21 protein-coding genes and 1 pseudogene are annotated in these 21,073 nt (G+C 67.8%); 15 read left to right on the top strand and 7 right to left on the bottom strand.

Annotation, left to right across the window (positions count from 1 at the left end; translation table 11 throughout):
- Positions 1-16: 16 nt before the first annotated feature.
- The 4 genes from secD to J2126_RS22680 are packed head-to-tail and all read left to right on the top strand — an operon-like array spanning position 17 to position 4,002.
- Entirely contained in the window at positions 17-1,624 is a 1,608-nt protein-coding gene (secD, locus tag J2126_RS22665) for a protein translocase subunit SecD (protein ID WP_209489046.1), read from the top strand.
- A 13-nt stretch (positions 1,625-1,637) separates the two neighbouring features.
- Positions 1,638-2,723 (top strand): protein translocase subunit SecF, encoded by a 1,086-nt coding sequence (gene secF, locus J2126_RS22670; RefSeq protein ID WP_245327523.1) that lies wholly within the window; start codon positions 1,638-1,640, stop codon positions 2,721-2,723.
- Positions 2,724-2,733: 10 nt separating this feature from the next.
- Complete coding sequence (locus J2126_RS22675; protein ID WP_348634366.1) at positions 2,734-3,114, top strand: Mth938-like domain-containing protein; 381 nt, start codon at positions 2,734-2,736, stop codon at positions 3,112-3,114.
- 3 nt (positions 3,115-3,117) lie between these two features.
- Positions 3,118-4,002, top strand: coding sequence for a phytoene/squalene synthase family protein (locus J2126_RS22680; RefSeq protein ID WP_245327525.1), 885 nt, complete (start codon positions 3,118-3,120; stop codon positions 4,000-4,002).
- Between the two features lie 86 nt (positions 4,003-4,088).
- Here J2126_RS22680 and tgt read toward each other — a convergent pair whose 3' ends face one another.
- The 4 genes from tgt to J2126_RS22700 all read right to left on the bottom strand — a co-directional run bounded on the left by tgt (position 4,089) and on the right by J2126_RS22700 (position 7,439).
- Positions 4,089-5,243, bottom strand: coding sequence for a tRNA guanosine(34) transglycosylase Tgt (gene tgt, locus J2126_RS22685; RefSeq protein ID WP_209489048.1), 1,155 nt, complete (start codon positions 5,241-5,243; stop codon positions 4,089-4,091).
- Entirely contained in the window at positions 5,240-6,328 is a 1,089-nt protein-coding gene (queA, locus tag J2126_RS22690; protein WP_209489049.1) for a tRNA preQ1(34) S-adenosylmethionine ribosyltransferase-isomerase QueA, read from the bottom strand. The genes tgt and queA overlap by 4 nt, the downstream gene beginning before the upstream one ends.
- Positions 6,329-6,344: 16 nt before the next feature.
- Complete coding sequence (locus J2126_RS22695) at positions 6,345-6,947, bottom strand: exopolysaccharide biosynthesis protein (protein WP_209489050.1); 603 nt, start codon at positions 6,945-6,947, stop codon at positions 6,345-6,347.
- A gap of 258 nt (positions 6,948-7,205) precedes the next feature.
- Positions 7,206-7,439 (bottom strand): usg protein, encoded by a 234-nt coding sequence (locus J2126_RS22700; RefSeq protein ID WP_209489051.1) that lies wholly within the window; start codon positions 7,437-7,439, stop codon positions 7,206-7,208.
- A 396-nt stretch (positions 7,440-7,835) separates the two neighbouring features.
- On the opposite strand from J2126_RS22700, the gene groES reads away from it, so the two are divergent.
- Both groES and groL read left to right on the top strand, forming a co-directional pair.
- Positions 7,836-8,150, top strand: a complete 315-nt coding sequence (gene groES, locus J2126_RS22705; RefSeq protein WP_209489052.1) for a co-chaperone GroES — start codon at positions 7,836-7,838, stop codon at positions 8,148-8,150.
- A gap of 108 nt (positions 8,151-8,258) precedes the next feature.
- Positions 8,259-9,889 (top strand): annotated as a pseudogene (gene groL, locus J2126_RS22710) (chaperonin GroEL).
- Positions 9,890-10,066: 177 nt separating this feature from the next.
- Here the strand turns inward: groL and J2126_RS22715 are convergent.
- Positions 10,067-12,163, bottom strand: a complete 2,097-nt coding sequence (locus tag J2126_RS22715) for a TonB-dependent receptor family protein (RefSeq protein ID WP_209489053.1) — start codon at positions 12,161-12,163, stop codon at positions 10,067-10,069.
- Between the two features lie 68 nt (positions 12,164-12,231).
- Entirely contained in the window at positions 12,232-12,795 is a 564-nt protein-coding gene (locus J2126_RS22720; protein ID WP_209489054.1) for a DUF2946 family protein, read from the bottom strand.
- Between the two features lie 127 nt (positions 12,796-12,922).
- On the opposite strand from J2126_RS22720, the gene exbB reads away from it, so the two are divergent.
- Genes exbB through J2126_RS25865 form a run of 3 tightly spaced genes read left to right on the top strand, consistent with a single transcriptional unit; the run spans position 12,923 to position 15,363 of the window.
- Entirely contained in the window at positions 12,923-13,990 is a 1,068-nt protein-coding gene (gene exbB, locus J2126_RS22725) for a tonB-system energizer ExbB (protein ID WP_209489055.1), read from the top strand.
- A 6-nt stretch (positions 13,991-13,996) separates the two neighbouring features.
- Complete coding sequence (gene exbD / locus J2126_RS22730) at positions 13,997-14,527, top strand: TonB system transport protein ExbD (RefSeq protein WP_209489056.1); 531 nt, start codon at positions 13,997-13,999, stop codon at positions 14,525-14,527.
- Positions 14,524-15,363, top strand: coding sequence for an energy transducer TonB family protein (locus J2126_RS25865; protein ID WP_209489057.1), 840 nt, complete (start codon positions 14,524-14,526; stop codon positions 15,361-15,363). The genes exbD and J2126_RS25865 overlap by 4 nt, the downstream gene beginning before the upstream one ends.
- A gap of 18 nt (positions 15,364-15,381) precedes the next feature.
- Here the strand turns inward: J2126_RS25865 and thiD are convergent, their stop codons facing one another.
- Positions 15,382-16,203, bottom strand: a complete 822-nt coding sequence (gene thiD / locus J2126_RS22740) for a bifunctional hydroxymethylpyrimidine kinase/phosphomethylpyrimidine kinase (protein ID WP_209489058.1) — start codon at positions 16,201-16,203, stop codon at positions 15,382-15,384.
- Positions 16,204-16,324: 121 nt separating this feature from the next.
- On the opposite strand from thiD, the gene J2126_RS22745 reads away from it, so the two are divergent.
- The 6 genes from J2126_RS22745 to J2126_RS22770 all read left to right on the top strand — a co-directional run bounded on the left by J2126_RS22745 (position 16,325) and on the right by J2126_RS22770 (position 21,025).
- On the top strand, positions 16,325-16,561 hold the full coding sequence (locus J2126_RS22745; RefSeq protein ID WP_209489059.1) for an Lrp/AsnC ligand binding domain-containing protein: 237 nt from the start codon (positions 16,325-16,327) through the stop codon (positions 16,559-16,561).
- A 336-nt stretch (positions 16,562-16,897) separates the two neighbouring features.
- Positions 16,898-17,023 (top strand): hemin uptake protein HemP, encoded by a 126-nt coding sequence (hemP, locus tag J2126_RS25870; RefSeq protein ID WP_209489060.1) that lies wholly within the window; start codon positions 16,898-16,900, stop codon positions 17,021-17,023.
- A 234-nt stretch (positions 17,024-17,257) separates the two neighbouring features.
- Positions 17,258-18,991 carry an ArnT family glycosyltransferase gene (locus J2126_RS22755; protein ID WP_209489061.1) on the top strand — a complete coding sequence of 578 codons (1,734 nt, stop codon included), beginning with the start codon at positions 17,258-17,260 and terminating at the stop codon, positions 18,989-18,991.
- The gene (locus tag J2126_RS22760; protein WP_209489062.1) at positions 18,988-19,953 is read left to right on the top strand and encodes a phosphatase PAP2 family protein; all 966 of its coding nucleotides are present in this window, start codon (positions 18,988-18,990) and stop codon (positions 19,951-19,953) included. Before J2126_RS22755 ends, J2126_RS22760 begins: the two co-directional genes overlap by 4 nt.
- Positions 19,950-20,696, top strand: coding sequence for a glycosyltransferase (locus J2126_RS22765; protein ID WP_209489063.1), 747 nt, complete (start codon positions 19,950-19,952; stop codon positions 20,694-20,696). Before J2126_RS22760 ends, J2126_RS22765 begins: the two co-directional genes overlap by 4 nt.
- A complete protein-coding gene (locus tag J2126_RS22770; protein WP_209489064.1) occupies positions 20,696-21,025 on the top strand; it encodes a lipid-A-disaccharide synthase N-terminal domain-containing protein in 330 nt (109 codons plus the stop codon). The genes J2126_RS22765 and J2126_RS22770 overlap by 1 nt, the downstream gene beginning before the upstream one ends.
- The last annotated feature ends 48 nt before the right edge of the window (positions 21,026-21,073 follow it).

Consider the following 21,073-nt stretch of genomic DNA (forward strand, 5'->3'; position numbering starts at 1 on the left):
AAAGACCGCGCGCGACATGCTGCACTTCTCCCGTTTCAAGACTGCGGCGATCCTCATCACCATCGCCATCGGCATGCTGTTCGCGCTGCCCAACGTGCTGCCGCCCAGCGCGCTCGCCCATCTGCCCTCGTGGCTGGCGTCGAGCCGGGTGACGCTGGGCCTCGACCTGCAGGGCGGCTCCCACATCCTTCTGGAGGTGGACGGGCCGGCGCTCCGCAAGGAACGCACCGAGCAGCTCCGCGACGAGGTTCGGCGCGTCCTGCGCGACCAGAAGATCGGCTATTCCAACCTCGCGCTGCGCGATACCAGCGTGACGCTCCGCCTGCGTGATCCCAACGACACGCAGAAGGCCGTCACCGAGCTGCGCAAGCTCGCCGCGCCGGTCACCAACGCCTTGTTCGGCAATTCCTCGGGCGAGATGGACATGACCGTCTCGTCCGCCGCCGACGGCGTCGTCACCGTGCAGCTCACCGATGCCGGCCTCAACGCCAAGATGCGCTCGGCGGTGGACCAGTCCATCGAGATCATCCGCCGCCGTATCGACCAGCTCGGCACGGTGGAGCCCAACATCCAGCGTCAGGGCCTCGATCGCATTCTGGTGCAGGTGCCGGGCCTTCAGGATCCGCAGCGGCTGAAGAACCTGCTCGGCCAGACCGCCAAGCTCTCCTTCCGCATGGTGGACCAGTCCATGTCGCCGCAGCAGGCGCTGGATGGGCGCGCGCCGCCGGAATCCGAAGTGCTCAAGGGCCAGGACGGCCAGCCCTATCTGGTGGAGAAGCAGGTGCGCGTCTCCGGCGAGGATCTGGTGGACGCCCAGCCGGGCTTCGACCAGAACTCGCGTGAGCCCATTGTCTCCTTCCGCTTCAACAACAACGGCGCCAAGCGCTTCGCCACGGTTTCGCAGGAGGCGGTGGGCCGGCCCTTCGCCATCGTGCTCGACAACCAGGTGATCTCCGCTCCGGTGATCCGCGAGCCGATCCTCGGCGGCTCGGGCCAGATCTCCGGCGCGTTCACCGTCCAGCAGGCCAACGACCTCGCCATCCTGCTGCGCGCCGGCGCCCTGCCGGCCCCGCTGAAGGTGGTGGAGGAGCGCACGGTCGGTCCGAGCCTCGGCGCGGATTCGATCCAGGCGGGCAAGACCGCGGCCTATGTGGCTGGTGGCCTCGTCACCGTGTTCATGGTCGCCGTGTACGGCCTGTTCGGCCTGTTCGCGCTCATCGCGCTGGCCGTGCACATCATCCTGATGTTCTCGCTCCAGTCCGTGCTCGGCGCGACGCTGACGCTGCCCGGCATCGCCGGCGTGGTGCTTACCATCGGCATGGCGGTGGATTCCAACGTCGTCATCTTCGAGCGCATGCGCGACGAGGCGCGGGAGGGCCGGTCCGCCATCTCGGCCATCGACAAGGGCTTCGTGAACGCGCTGGGCACGATCCTCGACGCCAACATCACCTCGCTCGCCACGGCGGTCATCCTGTTCCTCATGGGCGGGTCGGGTCCGGTGCGCGGCTTCGCCGTCACCTACATCCTCGGCCTTCTGACCACCATGTTCACCGCCTATACCCTGACGCGGCTCATGATCGCCTATTGGGTGAAGTGGCGGCGGCCGGCGAAGCTGCCCATCTGAAGGTGCGCCGCACATGCCTTTGATCGACTACATCCCGGCGCAGACCAACATCCACTTCATGCGCCTGCGGCACTGGACGTTCCCGCTCTCCGCGGCGCTGTCCATCGTGGCCTGCCTGCTGTTCGCTATCCACGGCTTCAACCTCGGCATCGACTTCCGGGGCGGCACGCTCATCGAGGCCCAGACCAGCCAGCAGCAGGCCGACATCGGCGCGCTGCGCGAGCACCTGACCGATCTCGACGTGGGAGACGTGCAGATCCAGGAGTTCGGCTCGCCGCGCGACGTGCTGATCCGCATCGGCGCCTTCGGCACCACCGATGAGGCCCAGCAGGCCATTCTCGCCAAGGTGAACGGCGTGCTCGGCTCCGATTACACGGTCCGCCGCGTGGAGACGGTCGGCCCGAGCGTGTCCGGCGAACTGGTGCGCCAGTCGATTCTCGCGCTGGTGCTCGGTGCTGTGGCGGTGCTCGCCTATCTGTGGTTCCGCTTCGAGTGGCAGTTCGCCGTCGGCGCCATCGTGACGACGCTGCACGACATCTTCGTCACGCTGATGATCTATTCGGCGTTCGGCATCGACTTCGACCTGACGTCCATTGCCGCCATCCTCACCATCATGGGCTATTCGCTCAACGACACGGTGGTGGTGTACGACCGTATCCGCGAGATGCTGCGCCGCTACAAGAAGCTGCCACTGCCGGAGCTGCTCGACATCGCGGTCAACGCCACCTTCTCGCGCACGATCATCGTCTCCACCACCACGTTCTTCGCCACTCTCGCCCTCTATTTCTTCGGCGGCGAGGTGCTGCGCGGCTTCTCGCTGGCGATGACGGTGGGCGTGGTGATCGGCACCTATTCCACCATCTTCGTCGCGGCCCCCATCCTCATCCATCTCGGCCTGCGCGCCTCCACGGTGAGCCTTCCCGCCAAGGAAGCCGATCCCGAGGTGAAGGAGCTGGACGACCTGGTGAAGATGGAGGCGAAGGACGCCGCGGCCAGCGTTCCGCCTGAGGCAACGCCCGCAACCGGCGTTTCTTCCGCCAAGGGCAAGAATGGCAAGCCGGGCGGCAAGGCCGGCCCCGCCCGTCCGGCCAAGGCCTGAGGCGCGGGTGGTGGCCGCCCCGGACGGCGCGCCCTTCCTGCCGCGACAGGTCGCCATAGACGGCTATGGCGACACTTTCTTCCACTTCGCCAGCATGTCCCACGCCGGCTCCATCCTGGCGCTGCCTTCGGGAATCCGGGGCTGGGCACCGATGCGCATGGCGGAGATCGATGCCGCCGCGCTCGCCCCCGTGGTCGCGGATGCGGGGGCCGTCGAACTGCTGCTCATCGGCACGGGCAAGGACCCCGCGCACCTGAAGGAGCCGCTGAAGCAGGTTCTGCGCGAGGCCGGCATCCGCTTCGAGCTGATGCCCACGCCCTCGGCCGCCGCCACCTACAACGTGCTCCTTGCCGAAGGCCGGCGGGTGGGCGCGGCGCTGATCGCGGTCTGAGCCATGAGCGAGACGGACGGGAAAGCGCTGGACGAAGCCTATGCCTATTGCGCCGCGCAGGTGCAGGCCCAGGACCGCGACCGTTTCCTCGCCGCCCTGTTCGCTCCGCAGGACAAGCGCAAGCACCTTCTCGCCCTTTTTGCCTACAATCTCGATGTCGCCCGCGTGCGCGAGGTGGTGCGCGAGCCCCTGCCGGGTGAAGTGCGGCTTGCCTGGTGGCGGGAGGTGATCGAGGGGGAGGGCAGGGGCGATGTCTCCGGCCACCCCATCGCCGCAGCCTTGCTCGACACCATCACGCGCTTTCGCCTGCCGCGCCCGAGCCTGATCGCGATGGCGGATGCGCGAATCTTCGACCTTTACGACGATCCCATGCCTACGGTCGGCGACCTTGAGGGCTATGCGGGCGAGACCGCCTCGGCGCTGCTCCAGCTCTCCGCGCTGATCCTGCTGCCGGACGTGGGCCGGTCCGGCGATCTGGCGGGGCATGGCGGCGTCGCGATTGCAATGACGGGGCTGATGCGCGCCTTCCCCATCCATGCCGCGCGCGGGCAGTGCTACATCCCGCTCGATCTCCTGGCCCGCCATAGCGTCGGACGGGAAGAGGCGGTGTCGGGCACGGTCACGCCCGGCCTTTTGGCGGCGCTGGCGGAATTGCGGGAGACGGCGGCCCGCCATCTCTGGGAAGCCCGCGAGGCGGCCGGGCAGACCTATGCCGCCACCTCCATCGCCGCGCCCTTCCTGCCGCTGGCGCTGGTTGCGGGTGATCTCAAGGCCCTCGCCAAGGTCCGCGACCCGTTCCGCCAGCCCGCCGGCCTCTCGCCGTTCCGCCGGCAGTTTGCTCTGTGGTGGGCGGCCCAGCAGGCGGTGCGCGGACGGATCTGGTTCTGAGAGGCCGTCTCATCCCCTAACGGTGTCATGCCCCGGCCGCGCCGGGCGATGACGGCTCATGAGGAAAGGTCGGGCAGCGCCCGCCCTCAGCCTTCCCACACCGGCAGATCGCCGCGCGCCCAGCCTTCCTTGGTCTGCGCCACATAGTCCGCATACCGCCCGGCGGCGATGGCGGCGCGGGCGCCGGCCATGAGCTGCTGGTAATAATGGATGTTGGCCCACGAGATCAGCATGGCCCCCAGCATCTCCTCGCACCGTACGAGGTGGTGGAGATAGGCGCGGGAATAGTCGCGCAGGGCCGGGCAGTCGCTCTCCTCGTCGAGCGGGCGGGGGTCTTCCGCGTGGCGGGCGTTCTTGAGGTTGATCCGGCCGAAGCGGGTGAAGGCCAAAGCGTGCCGGCCGGAGCGGGTGGGCATCACGCAATCGAACATGTCGATGCCGCGCGCGACGCTCTCCAGCAGGTCGTCCGGCGTGCCGACGCCCATGAGATAGCGAGGCTTGTTCGTGGGGAGGTGCGGCGCCACCGTCTCGATCATGGCGAGCATCACCTCCTGCGGCTCGCCCACCGCGAGGCCGCCGATGGAATAGCCGGGGAAATCCATGTCAGCCAGCGCACGCGCCGATTCGACCCGCAGCGCCGGCACCGCGCCGCCCTGCACGATACCGAAGATGGCCCGCCCCTTGGGCTGCGTCTCGAACGCGCGCTTGGAGCGCTCTGCCCAGCGCAGCGAAAGCCGCATGGCGCGCTCCGCTTCCTCGTCGGTGCAGGGCAGGCGGACGCACTCGTCGAGCTGCATCTGGATGTCGGCACCGAGCAGGCCCTGGATCTCCACCGAGCGCTCCGGGCTCATCTCGTGATAGGCCCCGTCCACATGGGAGCGGAAGGTGACGCCCTGCTCGCTCATCTTGCGCAGGCTCGACAGGCTCATCACCTGGAAGCCGCCGGAATCGGTGAGGATCGGCCCGTCCCAGCGCATGAATGTGTGCAGGCCGCCGAGCTTCGCCACCCGTTCGGCACCGGGGCGCAGCATGAGGTGGTAGGTGTTGCCGAGCACGATGTCCGCGCCCGCCGCCCGCACCTGGTCGAAATAGAGCCCCTTCACCGTCGCGACGGTGCCCACCGGCATGAAGGCCGGCGTACGGATGCGCCCGCGCGGCGTCGAGACATAGCCGGTGCGGGCGGCGCCGTCGGTGGCGGAGAGGGTGAAGGAGAAGGTGTCGGCAGGCGTGTCGGGCGTCATGCGCCGCCTTGTGGCAGAAGCAGGCACGCATCGCCATAGGAATAGAAGCGGTAGTTTTCCGCGATCGCATGGGCATAGGCGCGCTTCTGCGCCTCATGGCCGATGAAGGCCGCCACCAGCATCACCAGCGTCGAGCGCGGGAGGTGGAAGTTGGTGAGCATTGCATCCACCGCGCGGAAGCGGTAGCCCGGGGTGATGAAGATGTCCGTCTCCCCCACGAAGGGGCGGATGGTGCCGTCTTCCCCCGCCGCGCTCTCGATGAGGCGGGTGGAGGTGGAGCCGATGGTGAGGATGCGCCCGCCCTTGGCCTTCACGGCATTAAGAGCATCCGCCGTCTCGCGCGACACCTCGCCCCATTCGGCGTGCATCGTGTGGCCCGACGTGTCCTCCGCCTTCACCGGCAGGAAGGTGCCGGGGCCCACATGCAGCGTCACCTTGTGCAAGGTCGCCCCGGCGGCGGCCATGCGGGCGAGGAGGTCGGGCGTGAAATGGAGGCTCGCGGTCGGCGCCGCCACGGAGCCGGCGACGCGGGCGAACAGGGTCTGGTAGTCGTCCTTGTCCCGCGCGTCCTCGTGACGGCGGGCGGCGATGTAGGGCGGGATGGGCATGTGCCCCACCGCCGCCACCGCCTCGTCCAGCACATCGCCGGCGAGATCGAAGGCGAGGACGATGGAGCCGTCCTCTTCCTTGCCCGCCACGGTCGCGTCGAGCGTGCCGAGCAGGCAGGCGCCGCCCTCGCCGCCGAAGCGGATTCGGTCGCCGACGCGCAGGCGCTTGCCTGGCTTGGCGAAGGCGCGCCAGCGGTCGGGCGCGAGGCGCTTGATGAGGGTTGCCTCCACCGCCACGTCCGAGCCGCCTTCGCGCGAGCGCACGCCTTCCAGTGCGGCGGGGATGACGCGGGTGTCGTTCACCACCACCGCATCGCCGGGGCGCAGGAAATCCGGCAGGTCGCGGACGCTGCGGTCCTCCAGCTCTCGCGCGGCGCCGGGGCGGACGACGAGCATCCGCGCCGTGTCGCGCGGCTCGGCGGGGCGCAGGGCGATCCGGGCCTCGGGGAGGTGGAAATCGAAGGCGTCAACACGCATGGGATGGGCAGGGGTTTCAGAAGATGGCGATGGCGCCCTGGTAGATGGCCCAACTCATCAGCGCTGTCACCATCAGGCCGAGGATCGTCGCGCCGAAGCCGGCGACAATGACGAGGCCGTCCCGCTCCACGAGGCCGAGGCCGAAGATGCAGATGGCAAATCCCGGCGGCAGATTGCCGAGGAAAGGGATGGGCAGGATCAGGATGAAGCCGAGCACCACCACCGTCGCCCCCACCAGCCGCCGCGCGGTCGGGCCGGCGAATTGCTCGAAGCGGGGACGCGAGATGCGCTCGAACCGTTCGATCCACGGTCGCGAGCGGGTGACGATTGATTCCAGCATGGCGCGGGAAAAGGTACGGCGGGCAATCCCCTCCGGCAGCCACAATTCCTGCCGGCCCAGCATCATCTGCAGGCCGATCAGTCCAAGGATGATGCCGCACACCACCGGGATGCCCGGCGGCATGGGGATGCAGTTGGGGATGCCGAAAATCAGGAAAAGGATGCCGAAGGCCCTGTTTCGCAGCGCGTTGACCAGATCGCCGATGGCGACGTGATCCTGTTCCTGCGCGGCAAGCACAGCTGCCAGGAGCTCGGAGGTGCGGGGAGTGCGATGGTCCAAGGCGCCCTCATGGATTGGACGCTTCAGCTATAACCGGAAAACGGCGGTGGCAGGGCACGGCCCTCGAAAACTGCCGTAGCGTTAGCGTGGCCGGCCCGGATGGAGCCGACATGCACGCCCCACCCCCGCGGGGACGTGCATGTGCTGTCCGCCCATGGGGACCATAAAAGACGACAGACCGATAGGCAAAGCCCCTGCCGGGCCTCCGACCTCTCAGTTCAGCAGGAACATGCCGTCAACGGACCTCAGCTCCGCCGGCTAGATGAGGCCGGAATGGGCGACCCGGACCGAATGCAGCCGCCCCTCGATTTCGCGCTGCCAGAACTCCAGAAACTTGTTCAGCTCCGGAAAGCGCGGGCAGAGATCGTACTCCTGCCAGAGGAAGGTCTGGAGCAAGTTGGGATGGTCGGGCAGGCGGTAGAGGATCTCGGCCGTGGCGAGGCCGTAGCCTTCCATCTGCAGGACGAAGTCACGCGACACCTTGGAAACCATGGGTCACACCTCCAATCCGCGGCCCCGCTGCCATCGAAAAGGGAAGGGGCGGGACCGGAAACCTCATTGTCGGCTACAGACTTTGCCAACGCCAAGGCTAAAGAATGGTTTCCGTCTGCAAAAACAATGATCTAGCAGCCTTCGGCCGGGACTGCTGACAACCGTCGCGCGGATGGCGGGCGTGACGGAGCGGCGGACCTGGAGGCGGCGCACTCCCTGAAAGCCCGCAGAATATCGACTGCTGGCACTCAGTTCCCGAGAGTGCCAAATTTTTTGCGCGGACCCCTTGCGGCTCGGATTTGCCGCCCTTAGATCGCGGTCGGGCCGGGTGGAGGGGTTCCCGGCGCCTTCAAAACAGGCAACCCCGATGGACAACATCGAACCGGAGGTTTCCCAATGGGTTTCCGTCCCCTGCACGACCGCGTGGTCGTCAAGCGCATCGAGGCCGAGCAGAAGTCGGCCGGCGGCATCATCATTCCCGACACCGCCAAGGAGAAGCCGCAGCAGGGCGAAGTCGTCGCGGTCGGTCCCGGCGCCCGGAACGAGAAGGGCGAGCTGGTGGCGCTCGACGTGAAGGCTGGCGACATCGTGCTGTTCGGCAAGTGGTCCGGCACCGAAGTGAAGATCGACGGCCAGGATCTCCTCATCATGAAGGAGAGCGACATCCTCGGCGTCATCGAGAACGCGGCCGGCGCCCAAAAGGCGGCCTGATCTCAGGCAGCCTGAATTTTCGGTCGCAGGATCGAGGCAGCCCGAGGCGCCCGGTCCCGCGGCATTCGCCATCCCATTCAATCGTCCCAATCTGAAGGAGCACGCCCCATGGCTGCCAAGGACGTAAAATTCTCCGTAGACGCGCGTGACAAGGTTCTGCGCGGCGTCGACATCCTCGCCAATGCCGTCAAGGTCACCCTCGGTCCCAAGGGCCGCAACGTGGTGATCGAGAAGAGCTTCGGCGCCCCCCGCATCACCAAGGACGGTGTGTCGGTGGCCAAGGAGATCGAGCTCGAGGACAAGTTCGAGAACCTCGGCGCGCAGCTCGTGCGTGAGGTCGCCTCCAAGACCAACGATCTCGCCGGCGACGGCACCACCACCGCGACCGTGCTGGCCCAGGCCATCGTGAAGGAAGGCGCCAAGGCGGTTGCCGCCGGCATGAATCCGATGGACCTGAGCGCGGCGTCGATCTCGCCGTCGAGGCCATCGTCAAGGATCTCGCCGCCAACTCGCGCAAGGTGACCTCCAACGACGAGATCGCCCAGGTCGGCACCATCTCCGCCAACGGCGACGCCGAGGTCGGCAAGTTCCTCGCCGAGGCGATGAAGAAGGTCGGCAACGAGGGTGTCATCACCGTCGAGGAAGCCAAGACCGCCGAGACCGAGCTGGATGTCGTGGAAGGCATGCAGTTCGACCGCGGCTATCTCTCTCCGTACTTCATTACCAATGCGGAGAAGATGCGCGTTGAGTTCGAGGAGCCCTACATCCTCATCAACGAGAAGAAGCTCGCCGGCCTGCAGGAGCTGCTGCCCGTGCTCGAGGCGGTGGTGCAGTCGGCCCGTCCGCTGCTCATCATCGCCGAGGACGTGGAAGGCGAGGCTCTCGCCACCCTCGTGGTGAACAAGCTGCGCGGCGGCCTCAAGGTCGCGGCCGTGAAGGCCCCCGGCTTCGGTGATCGCCGCAAGGCCATGCTGCAGGACATCGCGATCCTGACCGGCGGCACCGTGATCTCCGAGGAAGTCGGCATCAAGCTCGACAGCGTCAACCTCTCCATGCTCGGCCGCGCCAAGAAGGTGGTGATCGAGAAGGAGAACACCACGATCGTCGACGGCGCCGGCGAGAAGGCCGACATCGAGGCCCGCATCGCCCAGATCCGCGCGCAGATCGAGACCACCACCTCCGACTATGACCGCGAGAAGGCCCAGGAGCGCCTCGCCAAGCTCGCCGGCGGCGTCGCCGTGGTGCGCGTTGGCGGCTCGACCGAGGTCGAGGTCAAGGAGAAGAAGGATCGCGTTGACGACGCCCTGCACGCCACCCGCGCCGCGGTGGAAGAAGGCATCGTCCCCGGCGGTGGCGTCGCCCTGCTGCGTTCCATCAAGGCCCTTGAAAACCTGACGGTCGATAACGCCGATCAGAAGACCGGTATCGAGATCGTCCGCCGCGCCATCCAGGCTCCGGCGCGCCAGATCGTGCAGAACGCCGGCGATGATGGCTCCGTCGTGGTGGGCAAGATCCTCGAGTCCAACGACTACACCTTCGGCTACAACGCCCAGACCGGCGAATATGTGGACATGGTGAAGGCGGGCATCATCGACCCCACCAAGGTCGTGCGCACCGCTCTGCAGGACGCCGCTTCCATCGCCGGCCTGCTCATCACCACCGAGGCGCTCATCGCCGAGCTGCCCAAGAAGTCCGGCCCCGCGGCCCCGGCCATGCCGGGCGGCGGCATGGACTTCTGAGGTAGAGCGTACCCCTGACGCCGCCCGGCCTCTTCGCGAGGGTCGCAAACCGGCAGGCCGGTTTGCTCGGGAGGCGGCAAGGATTTCTGAGAAATATGAAAACGGCCGGGCCATCGCCCGGCCGTTTTTGTTTCTACCCGCTCAGGTTTCTTGGCCCGCTCGGGTTTCCTGGCCTTCTCAGAAGGTGTAGCGCACGCCCGCGTAGACGGCGCGGCCGGAGCCGGGCTCGAACAAGGCGGAGTTCTGCGCGGCGACCGCAGTGACGCTCACGGTGGCGATATAGGCCGTGTCGAACAGGTTGCGCGCATCGATGTAGGCGGAGAACGGTCCGCCATTGTCATAGCCGAGCCGGAAGTTGAGCAGGGCATAGGCCGCCGTGTTCAGCGTGTTCGCATTGTCCACGTAATAAGGAACGGGCACCCACTCCACGTTCGGCCCCGCGTAGAAGCCGCTCGGATGCTTGTAGAGCAGCTCCACGCGGAAATAGTGCGGGGGGATGCCCGGCAGCTGGTTGTTGCCCCACACCGGGTCATTGTCGAAGAAGAAGTCCGAATAGGTGTAGGCGAAATTGAACCAGAGCTTGTCCGGCGCCGGGCCCTTCTCCCACAGTCCCTTCCAGAGCGTGCCGCCGAAGCCGGCTTCCACGCCCTGGTGCACCGTGTAGCCGAGGTTGACCACCGTGCAGACGCCGGACACCGTGGTGGCGTTGCATTGCAGCTCGTTCTGCACGTTCGACCGGTACAGCGAGACGTCCCAGCTGAAATCCTCCGTGCGGCCGCGGCTGCCCAGTTCGTAGGTCGTGGCCGTCTGCGCCTTGAGGTTCGAGAGGATGATGCTGGCGAAGTTGGTCAGTTCCGAGAAGGTCGGCACCTCGCCGGAATTGGAGATGTTGCCGTAGAGCTGTGCACCGCCGCCAAGATCCCAGACGAATCCGCCCTTCGGCAGGAACAGATTGTAGTCCTGGGAGCCGGTGGCGGCCTTGTAGAACCCCTCGCGGTCGCGTGTCGCCGTCAGATACTGGAAGGCGCCGACCAAAGAGAAGTCCTTGGTGAGGTAGAAATTGTCCTCGGCGTAGAAGGTGGTGGTGGTGGCGTCCTCGTCGGCGAAGAAGGTGAGGGCACCCTCGTTGCCGCCGATACTGGCGTAGCGCTGCGCATCGGTGGAGCCGATGGCGGTGGTGACGCCGGCCGTGAGGCGGTTGGCGTAGCCGCCGATGAGGCGTTCATCCACCACGCGGGCGAAGCCGCCGAAGGTCAGGTAATCATAGTTGAGGATCTGGAAGATGGGGTGGTTCAGGTCCTTGTCGGAGCCGAACAGGCCCAGTTCCAGCTTTGTGTTGTCGCTCATCACCCAGGTTGTCTTGTTGGCGAGGCGGACCGACTGGATGTTGCGCTGGTAATCGAGCTTGAGGTTGGTCGGGTTGGCCGCCTGCGGATCGGTGAGGGCCGCCGTCTTGGTGACGGCGCCGGGGATCTGCTGCTCGATGTCGTTGGCGTTGAAGAAGAAGCGGGTTTCGAACGCCTCCGTCGGGCGCCAGCCGATATTGCCCGAGGCGCGGATGGAATCGCCTGCGGAATGCTGGCGAAAGCCCTGCGCGGTCAGGGCCGAGGCGGTAACGAAGGCGTCGAAGGCGCCCTGGTAGCCGCCGGCGCTGCTCTGCAGGCGGAAGAAGTCCCAGCTTCCGGCATCCATGCGCACGGTGACGCCTGGAGCATCCCGGCCGGTGGGTGTCACGAAATTGATGGCGCCGCCCAGCGCATTGGCGCCGAGCTGGTAGCCGTTGGCGCCCTTGAAGACCTCCACATATTTGTAGGCGGTGGGGTCGATCTCCTGGAAGTCGCCGCTGCCGTCCGCCGTATTGAGCGGAATGACGCCGTCCTGGAACAGCTGGATGCCGCGCAGGTGGGCGTTGCGGGCAATGCCCGAGCCGCGGATGGAGAGGCGGGTGTCCTCTCCCCACTTGGTCTGCGCGAACACGCCGGGCACGAAATCCAGCATGTCCTTGACGGTGGTGGCGCGGGTGTCCTGCCACGCCTGTTCGGAGACGACCTCCGCGCCGCCGGGCGTGCGCTCGATGGCGGCGCGCGCCTGCGCCTCGCTGGCGACGGTGAGGGAAGAGCCGGCGCCGCCGTCCACCTGCACCTCCGGCAAAGTGGCATCCTGGGCGGCGACCGGGCTTGAGAACACGACGAAGAGTGCGGTCGAGGACAGCAGAAGCGTCGACGACAGGCGTCGACGCGGCGCGCCGCTGCGCGCACGGGAAGAATGGGGCATGACAGGTATTCCTGGCGCCGGTCAGCGGCGGCCACGGGATGAACGGGAAAGGGCGGTGCTGTGCGGGGTCAGGCGGCCGGGGGCGCGCGGGGCCGGGCCTGCTCGCCCGCGGGCAGCACGGCGCGGGGAAGCACGATGACCGCTCCGGCCTCTTGTGCCGTCAGGACCGCAAATGGCTGCGGTAATGCGGGACCAGCCGGAAGCGCCGGCGCCCCGCCGATGGCCGGACAGAGCGCGCAGTGGACCCCCGGCGCGCGATCGTGCGGCCCGGGGTCGTCCGGGTGCGCCACGCCGTCGGCCGCCCCGTCCAAGACGGAGGAAAGGCAAAGACCCTCGACCGTGCCGGTAGCCGTGCGGGTCGCCATGGCGGCCGCGCCGAGCACCGACTGCAGCAGCAGCACATAGGCGAGAAGCCAGACCGCCAGCAGCCGCGCCAGGGGTCGCAGCCGGGCGACGGAACCTGGCGCACGCACCGGTGCCCGCACGGGATCGCTCCCGGTTCGCGCGGCCGTGCGCTGTGCCCTTTGCGTCGCCATGAAGCCCCAGATGCGGTCCGGACTTGCAAGCCGGATATCCCCAAGCGGAAGGTAGCTTTTTAGCCGGGGCGTTGAGAAGACATGCGCCTGCGTCATGCCGCCGCTCACGGTCGATGACCAGGCGGGGTTAGCGTTCGGAGCCATTTGGGGCTATAAGCAGGGTAGCCAGCTAATCCCGGTTGGAGGGATCGCCAGCCTGTCCGTTTCGACTATTGGTGATGCGATGCCCTTTGGCTTGATCTCGCGCACGTCTGCCGGGCGTGCTGATTTCCATGTATCTTCGCTCGCGCCGAAGGGCGTGGTGGCGTTTTCCCTGGGCCTGTTTCTGGCCGTGAATCTGGGGTCGGGCGCCGTTTGGGCTCAGCAGGCCGCCCCGGCCGAGACGCACCAGCACGCGACGCCGGCTGCTCCGTCCACTGCTACATCTGCCCCTGCTACATCTGCACCTGCCGCAGTTGCACCGGCCGTAGATGCCGCAACCGCGCCTGCGTCCGCCAACCCGGCGTCTCCCAACCCGGCGCCTGCACCCCCCGTCGAGGCCGCGCCCGCCGCGCCTGCGCCGGAAGTCGGGGTGGACGGGCGCCTCCCGCATGACTTGACCCCGTGGGGCATGTTCATGGCCGCCGACATGGTGGTGAAGGTGGTGATGCTGGGCCTTGCCTTTGCTTCGGTTCTCACCTGGAGCGTGTGGTTCGCCAAATCCCTTGAGCTGCTGTTCGCCCGGCGCGCCGTCGCCCGCACGCTGAAGGCGCTGCGCGGTGCCGTCACCCTGTCGGATGCGGCCGCCGAGATGCCGAAGCGCAACAGCCCGGCCACCGCCACGGTCCGCGCCGCGCTGGCGGAATGGCATGCCTCTGCCGGCCTTCCGGTGGACGGCATCAAGGAGCGTGTCGCCGTCGCGCTCTCCCGTATCGAGGCCAAGGCCGGCCGGCGCATGACGGCCGGCACCGGCGTGCTCGCCACCATCGGCGCCACGGCGCCCTTCGTCGGCCTGTTCGGCACGGTGTGGGGCATCATGAACTCATTCATCGGCATCTCGAAGGCGCAGACCACGAATCTCGCGGTGGTGGCCCCCGGCATCGCCGAGGCGCTGCTCGCCACCGCGATCGGCCTCGTCGCCGCCATTCCGGCGGTGGTGATCTACAACGTGTTCGCGCGCGCCATCGCCGCCTACAAGGCCAACCTCGCGGACACCTCCGCCGAGGTGATGCGGCATCTGTCCCGCGACCTCGACCGCGCCGCGATCGAGGGCGAGGCCGAACTCCCGCGCCTGCGCGCCGCCGCGGAGTGAGCCCCGATGGCCGCCAAGCTCGACCACGGCGGGGACGACCTCGCCGAGAACCACGAGATCAATGTCACGCCGTTCATCGACGTGATGCTGGTGCTGCTCATCATCTTCATGGTGGCGGCGCCCCTCGCCACGGTGGACGTGAAGGTGGACCTGCCCGCCTCCAACGCCCAGCCGCAGCCGCGGCCGGACAAGCCGCTCTTCCTCTCGGTGAAGAAGGACCTGACGCTGGCGCTGGGGGATGACGCCGTCACCCGCACCGGCCTCGGCGCCATGCTGGACGGGCGCACCAATGCCGACCGCCAGCAGCGCGTGTTCGTCCGCGCCGACAAGACCGTGCCCTATGGCGACGTGATGGAGGTGATGAACCTTCTGCGCACCGCCGGCTATCTCAAGGTGGCCCTGGTGGGTCTGGAAGGCGGCGAAGCGGTACCCGCGGCACCCGCCGCCAGCCCTGCGGCGCCGGCTGCGGCCGCGCCAGTCCCCCCGGGAGCGCCCCAGGAAACGGGCCAGGACACGCGCCAGGAAACGCCCCGGTGAGCGCGGTTCACCATCACCACCACTGGCACGACTTCGACCGTTACCACCTGCGCAACATGATCCTGCGGCTCGCCGTCGGCGTGCTGGTGGTGGTCGGACTACATGCCGCCGCGGTCTATGTGGCGCTGAACTGGAACAAGGAGCCGACGGGCGAGCAGTCTCCGCCCGCCGCCATCATGATCGAGCTGGCGCCCATGGCGGTCAGCCAACAGTCCCAAGAAGAGGTCGCACCCGGCCCGCAGATGGTGCAGGCGCCCGAGCCGGTGCCCGACGCCCCAGACGAGCCCGAGGACGCCGAGCCACCGCCGCCGGAGCCCGAGGTTCAGCAGACGGTCGAAAAGATGCCGGAGACACCGCCCGCGCCGGCCGAGGCCGAGGTGGTGCTGCCTAAGCCCGAGCCTAAGAAGGTGGAGGAGGCGAAGCCAAAACCGAAGGAGCCGGAGAAGCCGAAAAAGGAGGCGAAGCCCACGCGCCGTCGCTCGGCGCCCGTCACCTCCGCCGCGCCGCGTTCCGACGCTCCGACAGCCCAGACGACGGCCGCGCCATCGCCGGGAGCCGCCGCCGCCCGTTCCGCCGCGCTCGCGGACTGGAAATCGCGCGCCTTCGCCCATCTCAACCGCTTCAAGCGGCCCCAGGGCTCGAACGTGGGGCGGCCGGGCATCAGCATCACGATCGCCGGGTCGGGCGCGGTGACCGGCGTGTCGCTGGCGGGTTCATCGGGCAATTCCGTGCTGGATCAGGAGGCGATGGCCATGGCCCGGCGCGCCTCGCCCTTCCCGGCGCCGCCTGACGGCAAGGGCATGACCTTCGGCGTGGCGATCAATTTCCGCAATTGATGGCGCGCTCCGGCGGTGTCAATTGCTTGCGACGTCCCAAAGCTGGAAGAAGTGGTGCACCGGCCCGTGGCCCGTGCCCACGTCGAGCCGGTCGGCGGCTGCAATGGCGCCGGTGATGTAGCTCTTTGCGCGCGCGACCGCGTCCGCCAGCGCGAGGCCGGAGGCGAGACCGGCGGTGATGGCGGAAGACAGGGTGCAGCCGGTGCCGTGGGTGTTTCTCGTGGCGTGGCGCGGCGCGGCGAAGCGCTGCGTTCCGTCCGGCGTGACGAGGAGGTCGATGCTCTCCGGCCCCTCGCCGTGCCCGCCCTTCATCAGCACTGCGCGGGCGCCGAGCGCCAGCAGGGCGGCGCCCTGGCGCTGCATCTCCTCTTCCGTCCGCGCGGCTTCGATGCCCAGCAATGCGCCGGCTTCGGGCAGGTTGGGCGTGATGAGATCAGCCGCGGGAATGAGGATGGTGCGCAGGTCATTGAGCGAATCATCGCTCAGCAGCCGTGCCCCCGAGGCCGCGACCATCACGGGATCGAGAACCACCGGCCGCGCCTTGTGCCGCTTCAAGCCCTCCGCCACCGTGCGGATGGCGCCGGGGCGGGACAGCATGCCGATCTTCACCGCCTTCACCGCGAGATCGGAGAACACGGCGTCCATCTGGGCGGCGATGAAATCGTCCGGCACGTCGTGGATGGCGCTGACGCCCCGCGTGTTCTGTGCCGTGAGCGCGGTGATGACGCTGGCGCCGTAGACGCCGAGCGCCGAGAAGGTCTTGAGGTCCGCCTGGATGCCGGCGCCGCCGCTCGAATCCGAGCCGGCGATGGTGAGGGCGATGGGAATGGGCCGGCTCATGGACGGACAAAAGCTCCGTAGAAAGAGGGGGCGAGGCGCCACCCTTGCCAGTCCCGGCGGATTTGTCCACCTTGGCGCGGCCCGCGAGGGCCTTCCGATCCCGCCGCCAGCGGAGCACGCCGTGGTTCCCTTCTTCGTTCAGATCAAGTGCCAGCTCGGGAAGTCCTACGAGGTGGCCGACGCCCTCGCCAATGCGGAGATCGCGTCCGAAATCTATTCCACGGCCGGCGAGTTCGACCTTCTGGTGAAGTTCTACGTGGAGCCGGACACCGACATCGGCCACTACGTGAACCAGAAGGTGCAGACCATTCCCGGCATCCAGGACACCCGCACCATCATCACCTTCAAGGCCTTCTGAGGCTCTCCTGCGCCGCTGGAGGGGCATGCCGCGCGCGCCGCAAGGCGCGGGCGCGAAGCGTCGTGGGAGATCGCGTTCGCACGGAAGTAGACGGTAAGCCGCGGCGGGGATTGATCGCCGGGGCGGACTGTATTACTCAAGGACAGGATGATGGTATTCAAGTATTGAATGCTTCTAAAGAGAGCCTCGGCTGGCTGCACTGGTCGGGGTGCATGCCCTGATCTGGAGCGATTCAAAATGAGCAGGTATGAACACAGGATCTCTCATCTGAATGGCGTCGAGGCGGGTGAAGGGTGGACATTCCGGCCCGCCGACGACACCTGCCGGGCGATACCGATGGTTCGCGCGCAACTCGACAGCCGCGATCTCTTCGCCGCCGGTCGTCTGGTGACCATCACCCACGGCGAGCAGACCTACCAACTGCGCCTGACCGCGCAGAACAAGCTCATTCTGACCAAGTAAGCCGGAAGGGGACGGTCGTGGCTGGGGCAGCACCGGAGGCGCGAAGGCGGCGCGTGCCGCGCGTCTTGCCGCGCGTCTTGGCTTCTCCGCCTTGGTCGCCTTGCCTTCGCCGCCTTTCGTCTCCATCAGGGGCTGGTCCGGCGTAAGGTCGCTCCCGCGTCCTCCACCGGGCCTTTTCGGCACGGGCGGTTCTGCTATTGTCCGCGCCCAATTCGAGCGGACCCAGACCGAAGCATGGCCATTTTACAGCCCGCGTCCGACAAGAGGCGGGCGTTTGATCTCGACCTGCCGCAGCGCCTCGTTGGGCTCCTCGACGCGGCATCGGAGCGCCATGGGCGCGCCGTGCTGCTGCTCGTAGCGGTCGCGCTGATCGCCTTCCTGCCGGGCTTCTTCAACCTCTCGCCCATCGACCGCGACGAGGCGCGCTTCGCCCAGGCGACGAAGCAGATGCTGGAGAGCGGCAACTACGTCGATATCCGTTTCCACATCCAGGCGCGGCACAAAAAGCCCGTCGGCATCTACTGGTTGCAGGCCGCGAGCGTGAAGGCCGGCGAGGCGGTGATCGGCCCCTCCGCCCGCGCCTCCATCTGGCTTTATCGCCTGCCGTCCCTGTTCGCCGCCATCGGCGCGGTGCTGCTCACCTATTGGACGGCGCTCGTCTTCCTGTCCCGCCGGGGCGCGCTGTTCGCGGCGCTGATGATGGCGGGATGCGTGCTGCTGGGGGTGGAGGCGCGTCTCGCGAAGACGGATGCGGTGCTGCTCTTCACCGTGATCGCGACTTTCGGTGCGCTCGCGCGGGCCTATGTGCGCCCGCCCGAGGCACGGCAGGGGGATTTGACCCTCGCGCTCATCTTCTGGACGGCCCTCGCGGCCGGTATTCTGGTGAAGGGTCCCGTCGCGCCGCTATTCGTCGGCCCCGCCATCGCAGCCCTCGCCATCGCCGATCGCTCGGGCGGATTCCTGCGCCCGCTGAAGCCTCTGCTGGGGCTGGCGTGGTGCCTGCTGCTGGTGCTGCCCTGGTTCGTCGCGATCTACATCGTCACCGACGGCGCCTTTTACCAGCACGCTGTCGGCGTGGACATGATGGGCAAGGTCGCCGAGGGGGCGGAAGGCCACTGGGGGCCGCCCGGCACCTACTTCCTCGCGGCCTGGGGCACGTTCTGGCCCTCCATCGTGGTTGCCGCGATGGCCGTGCCCTATGTCTGGCGCAATCGGCGCGAAACCGCGGTGCGCTTCCTCCTGTGCTGGCTGGTGCCGAGCTGGGTGATTTTCGAGATCGCCGTCACAAAGCTCCCGCACTATGTGCTGCCGGTCTATCCGGCGCTCGCCATCCTCTCCGCGCTCGCCATCGAGCGGGGCGGGCTGGCCCGGGCGGGGTCGCGACTCGCCGGGTTCGTGTGGTTCTGGCCGGGCTTCGCCGTAGCCGTGTCTCTGGCTTTGGGCGGCGCCTATCTTTATTTCGGCAGCGGATTTGGCCTTGCCGCGTGGCCGCTGCTGCTGCTCGGCGTCGTCCTGCTGTGGTGGGCGGCGCGATCGTTCCCGCGCGTCGGGATCGAGGGGGCGTTCCTGACCGCGCTCGCAGGAGCGCTGCTGCTGTATCTCGCGGCGTGGCAGGTGATGCTGCCGCAGATGCGGGCGCTGTGGATTTCCGAGCGCCTCGCGGCTGTGGTGCGCCAGCAGGGCTGCCCGGCCGCGCAGGTCGCCTCCTTCCCCTATCAGGAACCCAGCCTCGTGTTTCTCGTGGGGACACAGATCAATTACGGGCTGCCGAACGAAGCCGCGGCCTTGCTCAAGAAGGGCGGGTGCGCGCTGGCCTTTATCGACGAGCGTTTCACCCCGGCCTTCGAGAAGCACGCGAATGCGCTGGCCCTGAAATACCACGCCGTCGCGACCATCTCGGGCTTCACCTACAACGGCGGCCGCCCCACCTCCATTACCGTGTTCCGCTCCGACGAGGCGGGGTCTTGACCGGGGACCGGGAGGCCTTCGGTGCGGACCGCTCCGCTGAGCTGACAGCGGCGCTTCGCCGCGTCGGGGAGGCGGCGGCACTGCTGCTCCTGTCCATCGCACCGGGCCTCACCTACCTGCGCGACCGGCGCGTCGGCGTGCCGCGCCCGCGCCTCGGCCTGCTCGGGCGCTGGGAAGCGCTGGCGCTCGGCTTCCTGGCGGCGGGCGTGGTGGCGGCGCTGATGCTGCTCGTGGATCCGGCGACCATCGGCCTCAGGCTCCGGCTGCCCACCTGGCTGGTCATCTTCGCCGATCGCATCACGGACCTTGGTTTCAGCGGGGTGGTGCTGTGGCCGCTCGGTATCGGGCTCGCCTATGCGCTGATGCTCACCAACACCGGCGATGCCGTCAGCCGGCAGATCGCCGCCAGCGTGGCCGCGCGGCTCGGCTTTCTCTTTCTCGCCATCGCGCCGGTCGGGCTGCTGGTGGCCATCGTCAAGCACACGCTTGGCCGGGCGCGGCCCCATGCCGCCATGCATATCAAGGGGCCGAACCCGGAAATGACCTTCGATTTCCTCATCTGGAAATCGAGCTTCGCGTCCTTCCCCTCCGGCCATTCCACCACCACCTTTGCCGCCGCCGTGGCCTTTGCCGCGCTGTTTCCGCGTGCGCGGACGATCCTGTTGCTGGCGGCCTTTCCCGTCGCCGCGACCCGGATCGTGCTGAGCTCCCATTATCCCAGCGACGTGGTGGCCGGCGCGGTGCTTGGCACGGCGGCCGCCCTGTGGACCGTGAAGCTGTTCGCGGCCCGCCGCGTCGTCTTCGCAGTTGACGCGGCGGGCACGATCGTGCCCATGGCGGGGCCGTCAGCCAGGCGGCTCGCCCGTCTCCTCGCTCCCGTCATTCCCGCGCGCGCCGGCCTGCCTTTGCCGCCGCCGAGGGACGGGGGCACCGCCGTTCCAGCCGAAGAGGCGAGACCGTGACTTCCCTTTCCTCCGAAACCTCCGCGGCACCCCGCCTGTCGGTGGTCATCGCCGTCAAGGACGAGGCGGACAACGTGCTGCCGCTCATCGACGAGATCGATGCGGCGCTGTCGTTCGAACCGTTCGAGCTGATTTTCGTGGATGATGGCTCCACCGACGCCACCCTCGCCAACCTGCGGCTGGCCCAGCAGACACGCCCCTATATGCGCGTCCTGGTCCACGAGAGGGCCTGCGGGAAGACCGCCGGCGTGGACACCGGCGCCCGGGCGGCACGCGGCGAGCTCCTGCTGCTTCTGGACGGCGACGGGCAGAACAATCCCGCCTATTTGCCCGAGATGATCCGCGTCATCGACGAGGGCGGTCCCCGCGTCGGCATGGTGCAGGGCGAGCGTCAGGGCCGCAAGGATACCGCCTTCAAGCGTTACCAGTCGCGCCTCGCCAACAAGATTCGCCGTGGCCTGCTGAATGACGGCTCGCGCGATACCGGCTGCGGCCTCAAGGCGGTGCGTCGCGAGGTGCATTTGCGCCTGCCCGTGTTCGACGGCCTGCACCGCTTCATGGCGGCGCTGGTGCGGCGCGAGGGCTACGAGATCCGCACCGTCAAGGTGGTGGATCGCGAGCGCTGGCACGGCGTGTCGAAGTACGGCTTCTGGAACCGCCTCTGGGTCGGCATCGCCGACATGTTCGGGGTGTTCTGGCTTATCCGTCGGCGGCGGGTGCCGCGCGTGGTGGAGCGCGGCTGATGGTCTATTACCTGTCGGAGATCGGCAACTACCTCCACGAGGTGTTCATCGACCAATTCGATTGGTGGGTGGCGCTCGGCCTCGTCGCGCAGTTCATGTTCACGATGCGCTTCGTGGTGCAGTGGATCGCCAGCGAGCGCGCCCAGCGCTCGGTCATTCCCTTCGCCTTCTGGACCTTCTCGCTCGGCGGTGGCTCGCTGCTGCTGGTCTATGCCATCTACCGCAAGGATCCGGTGTTCATCGCCGGACAGGCGCTCTCCACCTTCATCTACATCCGCAACCTTCAGTTCGCTTTGCGTGAACGGCGCGCCAACCGCGCCGTGACCTGAGCGGGGGCGTTGGTTGCTGGGAGTCGTCCTCCGGCGGAACCGGAGGAC

Origin of the sequence: Xanthobacter flavus (assembly GCF_017875275.1) — a bacterium.
Taxonomy (GTDB): Bacteria; Pseudomonadota; Alphaproteobacteria; order Rhizobiales; family Xanthobacteraceae; genus Xanthobacter; species Xanthobacter flavus_A.

What these genes read in the sequence shown, in the direction of transcription:
- secD (WP_209489046.1), top strand. Translation starts at nt 17, where the DNA reads ATGCTGCACTTCTCCCGTTTCAAGACTGCGGCGATCCTCATCACCATC.
- secF (WP_245327523.1), top strand. Translation starts at nt 1,638, where the DNA reads ATGCCTTTGATCGACTACATCCCGGCGCAGACCAACATCCACTTCATG.
- J2126_RS22680 (WP_245327525.1), top strand. Translation starts at nt 3,118, where the DNA reads ATGAGCGAGACGGACGGGAAAGCGCTGGACGAAGCCTATGCCTATTGC.
- tgt (WP_209489048.1), bottom strand. Translation starts at nt 5,243, where the DNA reads ATGACGCCCGACACGCCTGCCGACACCTTCTCCTTCACCCTCTCCGCC.
- queA (WP_209489049.1), bottom strand. Translation starts at nt 6,328, where the DNA reads ATGCGTGTTGACGCCTTCGATTTCCACCTCCCCGAGGCCCGGATCGCC.
- J2126_RS22700 (WP_209489051.1), bottom strand. Translation starts at nt 7,439, where the DNA reads ATGGTTTCCAAGGTGTCGCGTGACTTCGTCCTGCAGATGGAAGGCTAC.
- groES (WP_209489052.1), top strand. Translation starts at nt 7,836, where the DNA reads ATGGGTTTCCGTCCCCTGCACGACCGCGTGGTCGTCAAGCGCATCGAG.
- J2126_RS22715 (WP_209489053.1), bottom strand. Translation starts at nt 12,163, where the DNA reads ATGCCCCATTCTTCCCGTGCGCGCAGCGGCGCGCCGCGTCGACGCCTG.
- J2126_RS22720 (WP_209489054.1), bottom strand. Translation starts at nt 12,795, where the DNA reads ATGACGCAGGCGCATGTCTTCTCAACGCCCCGGCTAAAAAGCTACCTT.
- exbB (WP_209489055.1), top strand. Translation starts at nt 12,923, where the DNA reads ATGCCCTTTGGCTTGATCTCGCGCACGTCTGCCGGGCGTGCTGATTTC.
- exbD (WP_209489056.1), top strand. Translation starts at nt 13,997, where the DNA reads ATGGCCGCCAAGCTCGACCACGGCGGGGACGACCTCGCCGAGAACCAC.
- thiD (WP_209489058.1), bottom strand. Translation starts at nt 16,203, where the DNA reads ATGAGCCGGCCCATTCCCATCGCCCTCACCATCGCCGGCTCGGATTCG.
- hemP (WP_209489060.1), top strand. Translation starts at nt 16,898, where the DNA reads ATGGTTCGCGCGCAACTCGACAGCCGCGATCTCTTCGCCGCCGGTCGT.
- J2126_RS22755 (WP_209489061.1), top strand. Translation starts at nt 17,258, where the DNA reads ATGGCCATTTTACAGCCCGCGTCCGACAAGAGGCGGGCGTTTGATCTC.
- J2126_RS22770 (WP_209489064.1), top strand. Translation starts at nt 20,696, where the DNA reads ATGGTCTATTACCTGTCGGAGATCGGCAACTACCTCCACGAGGTGTTC.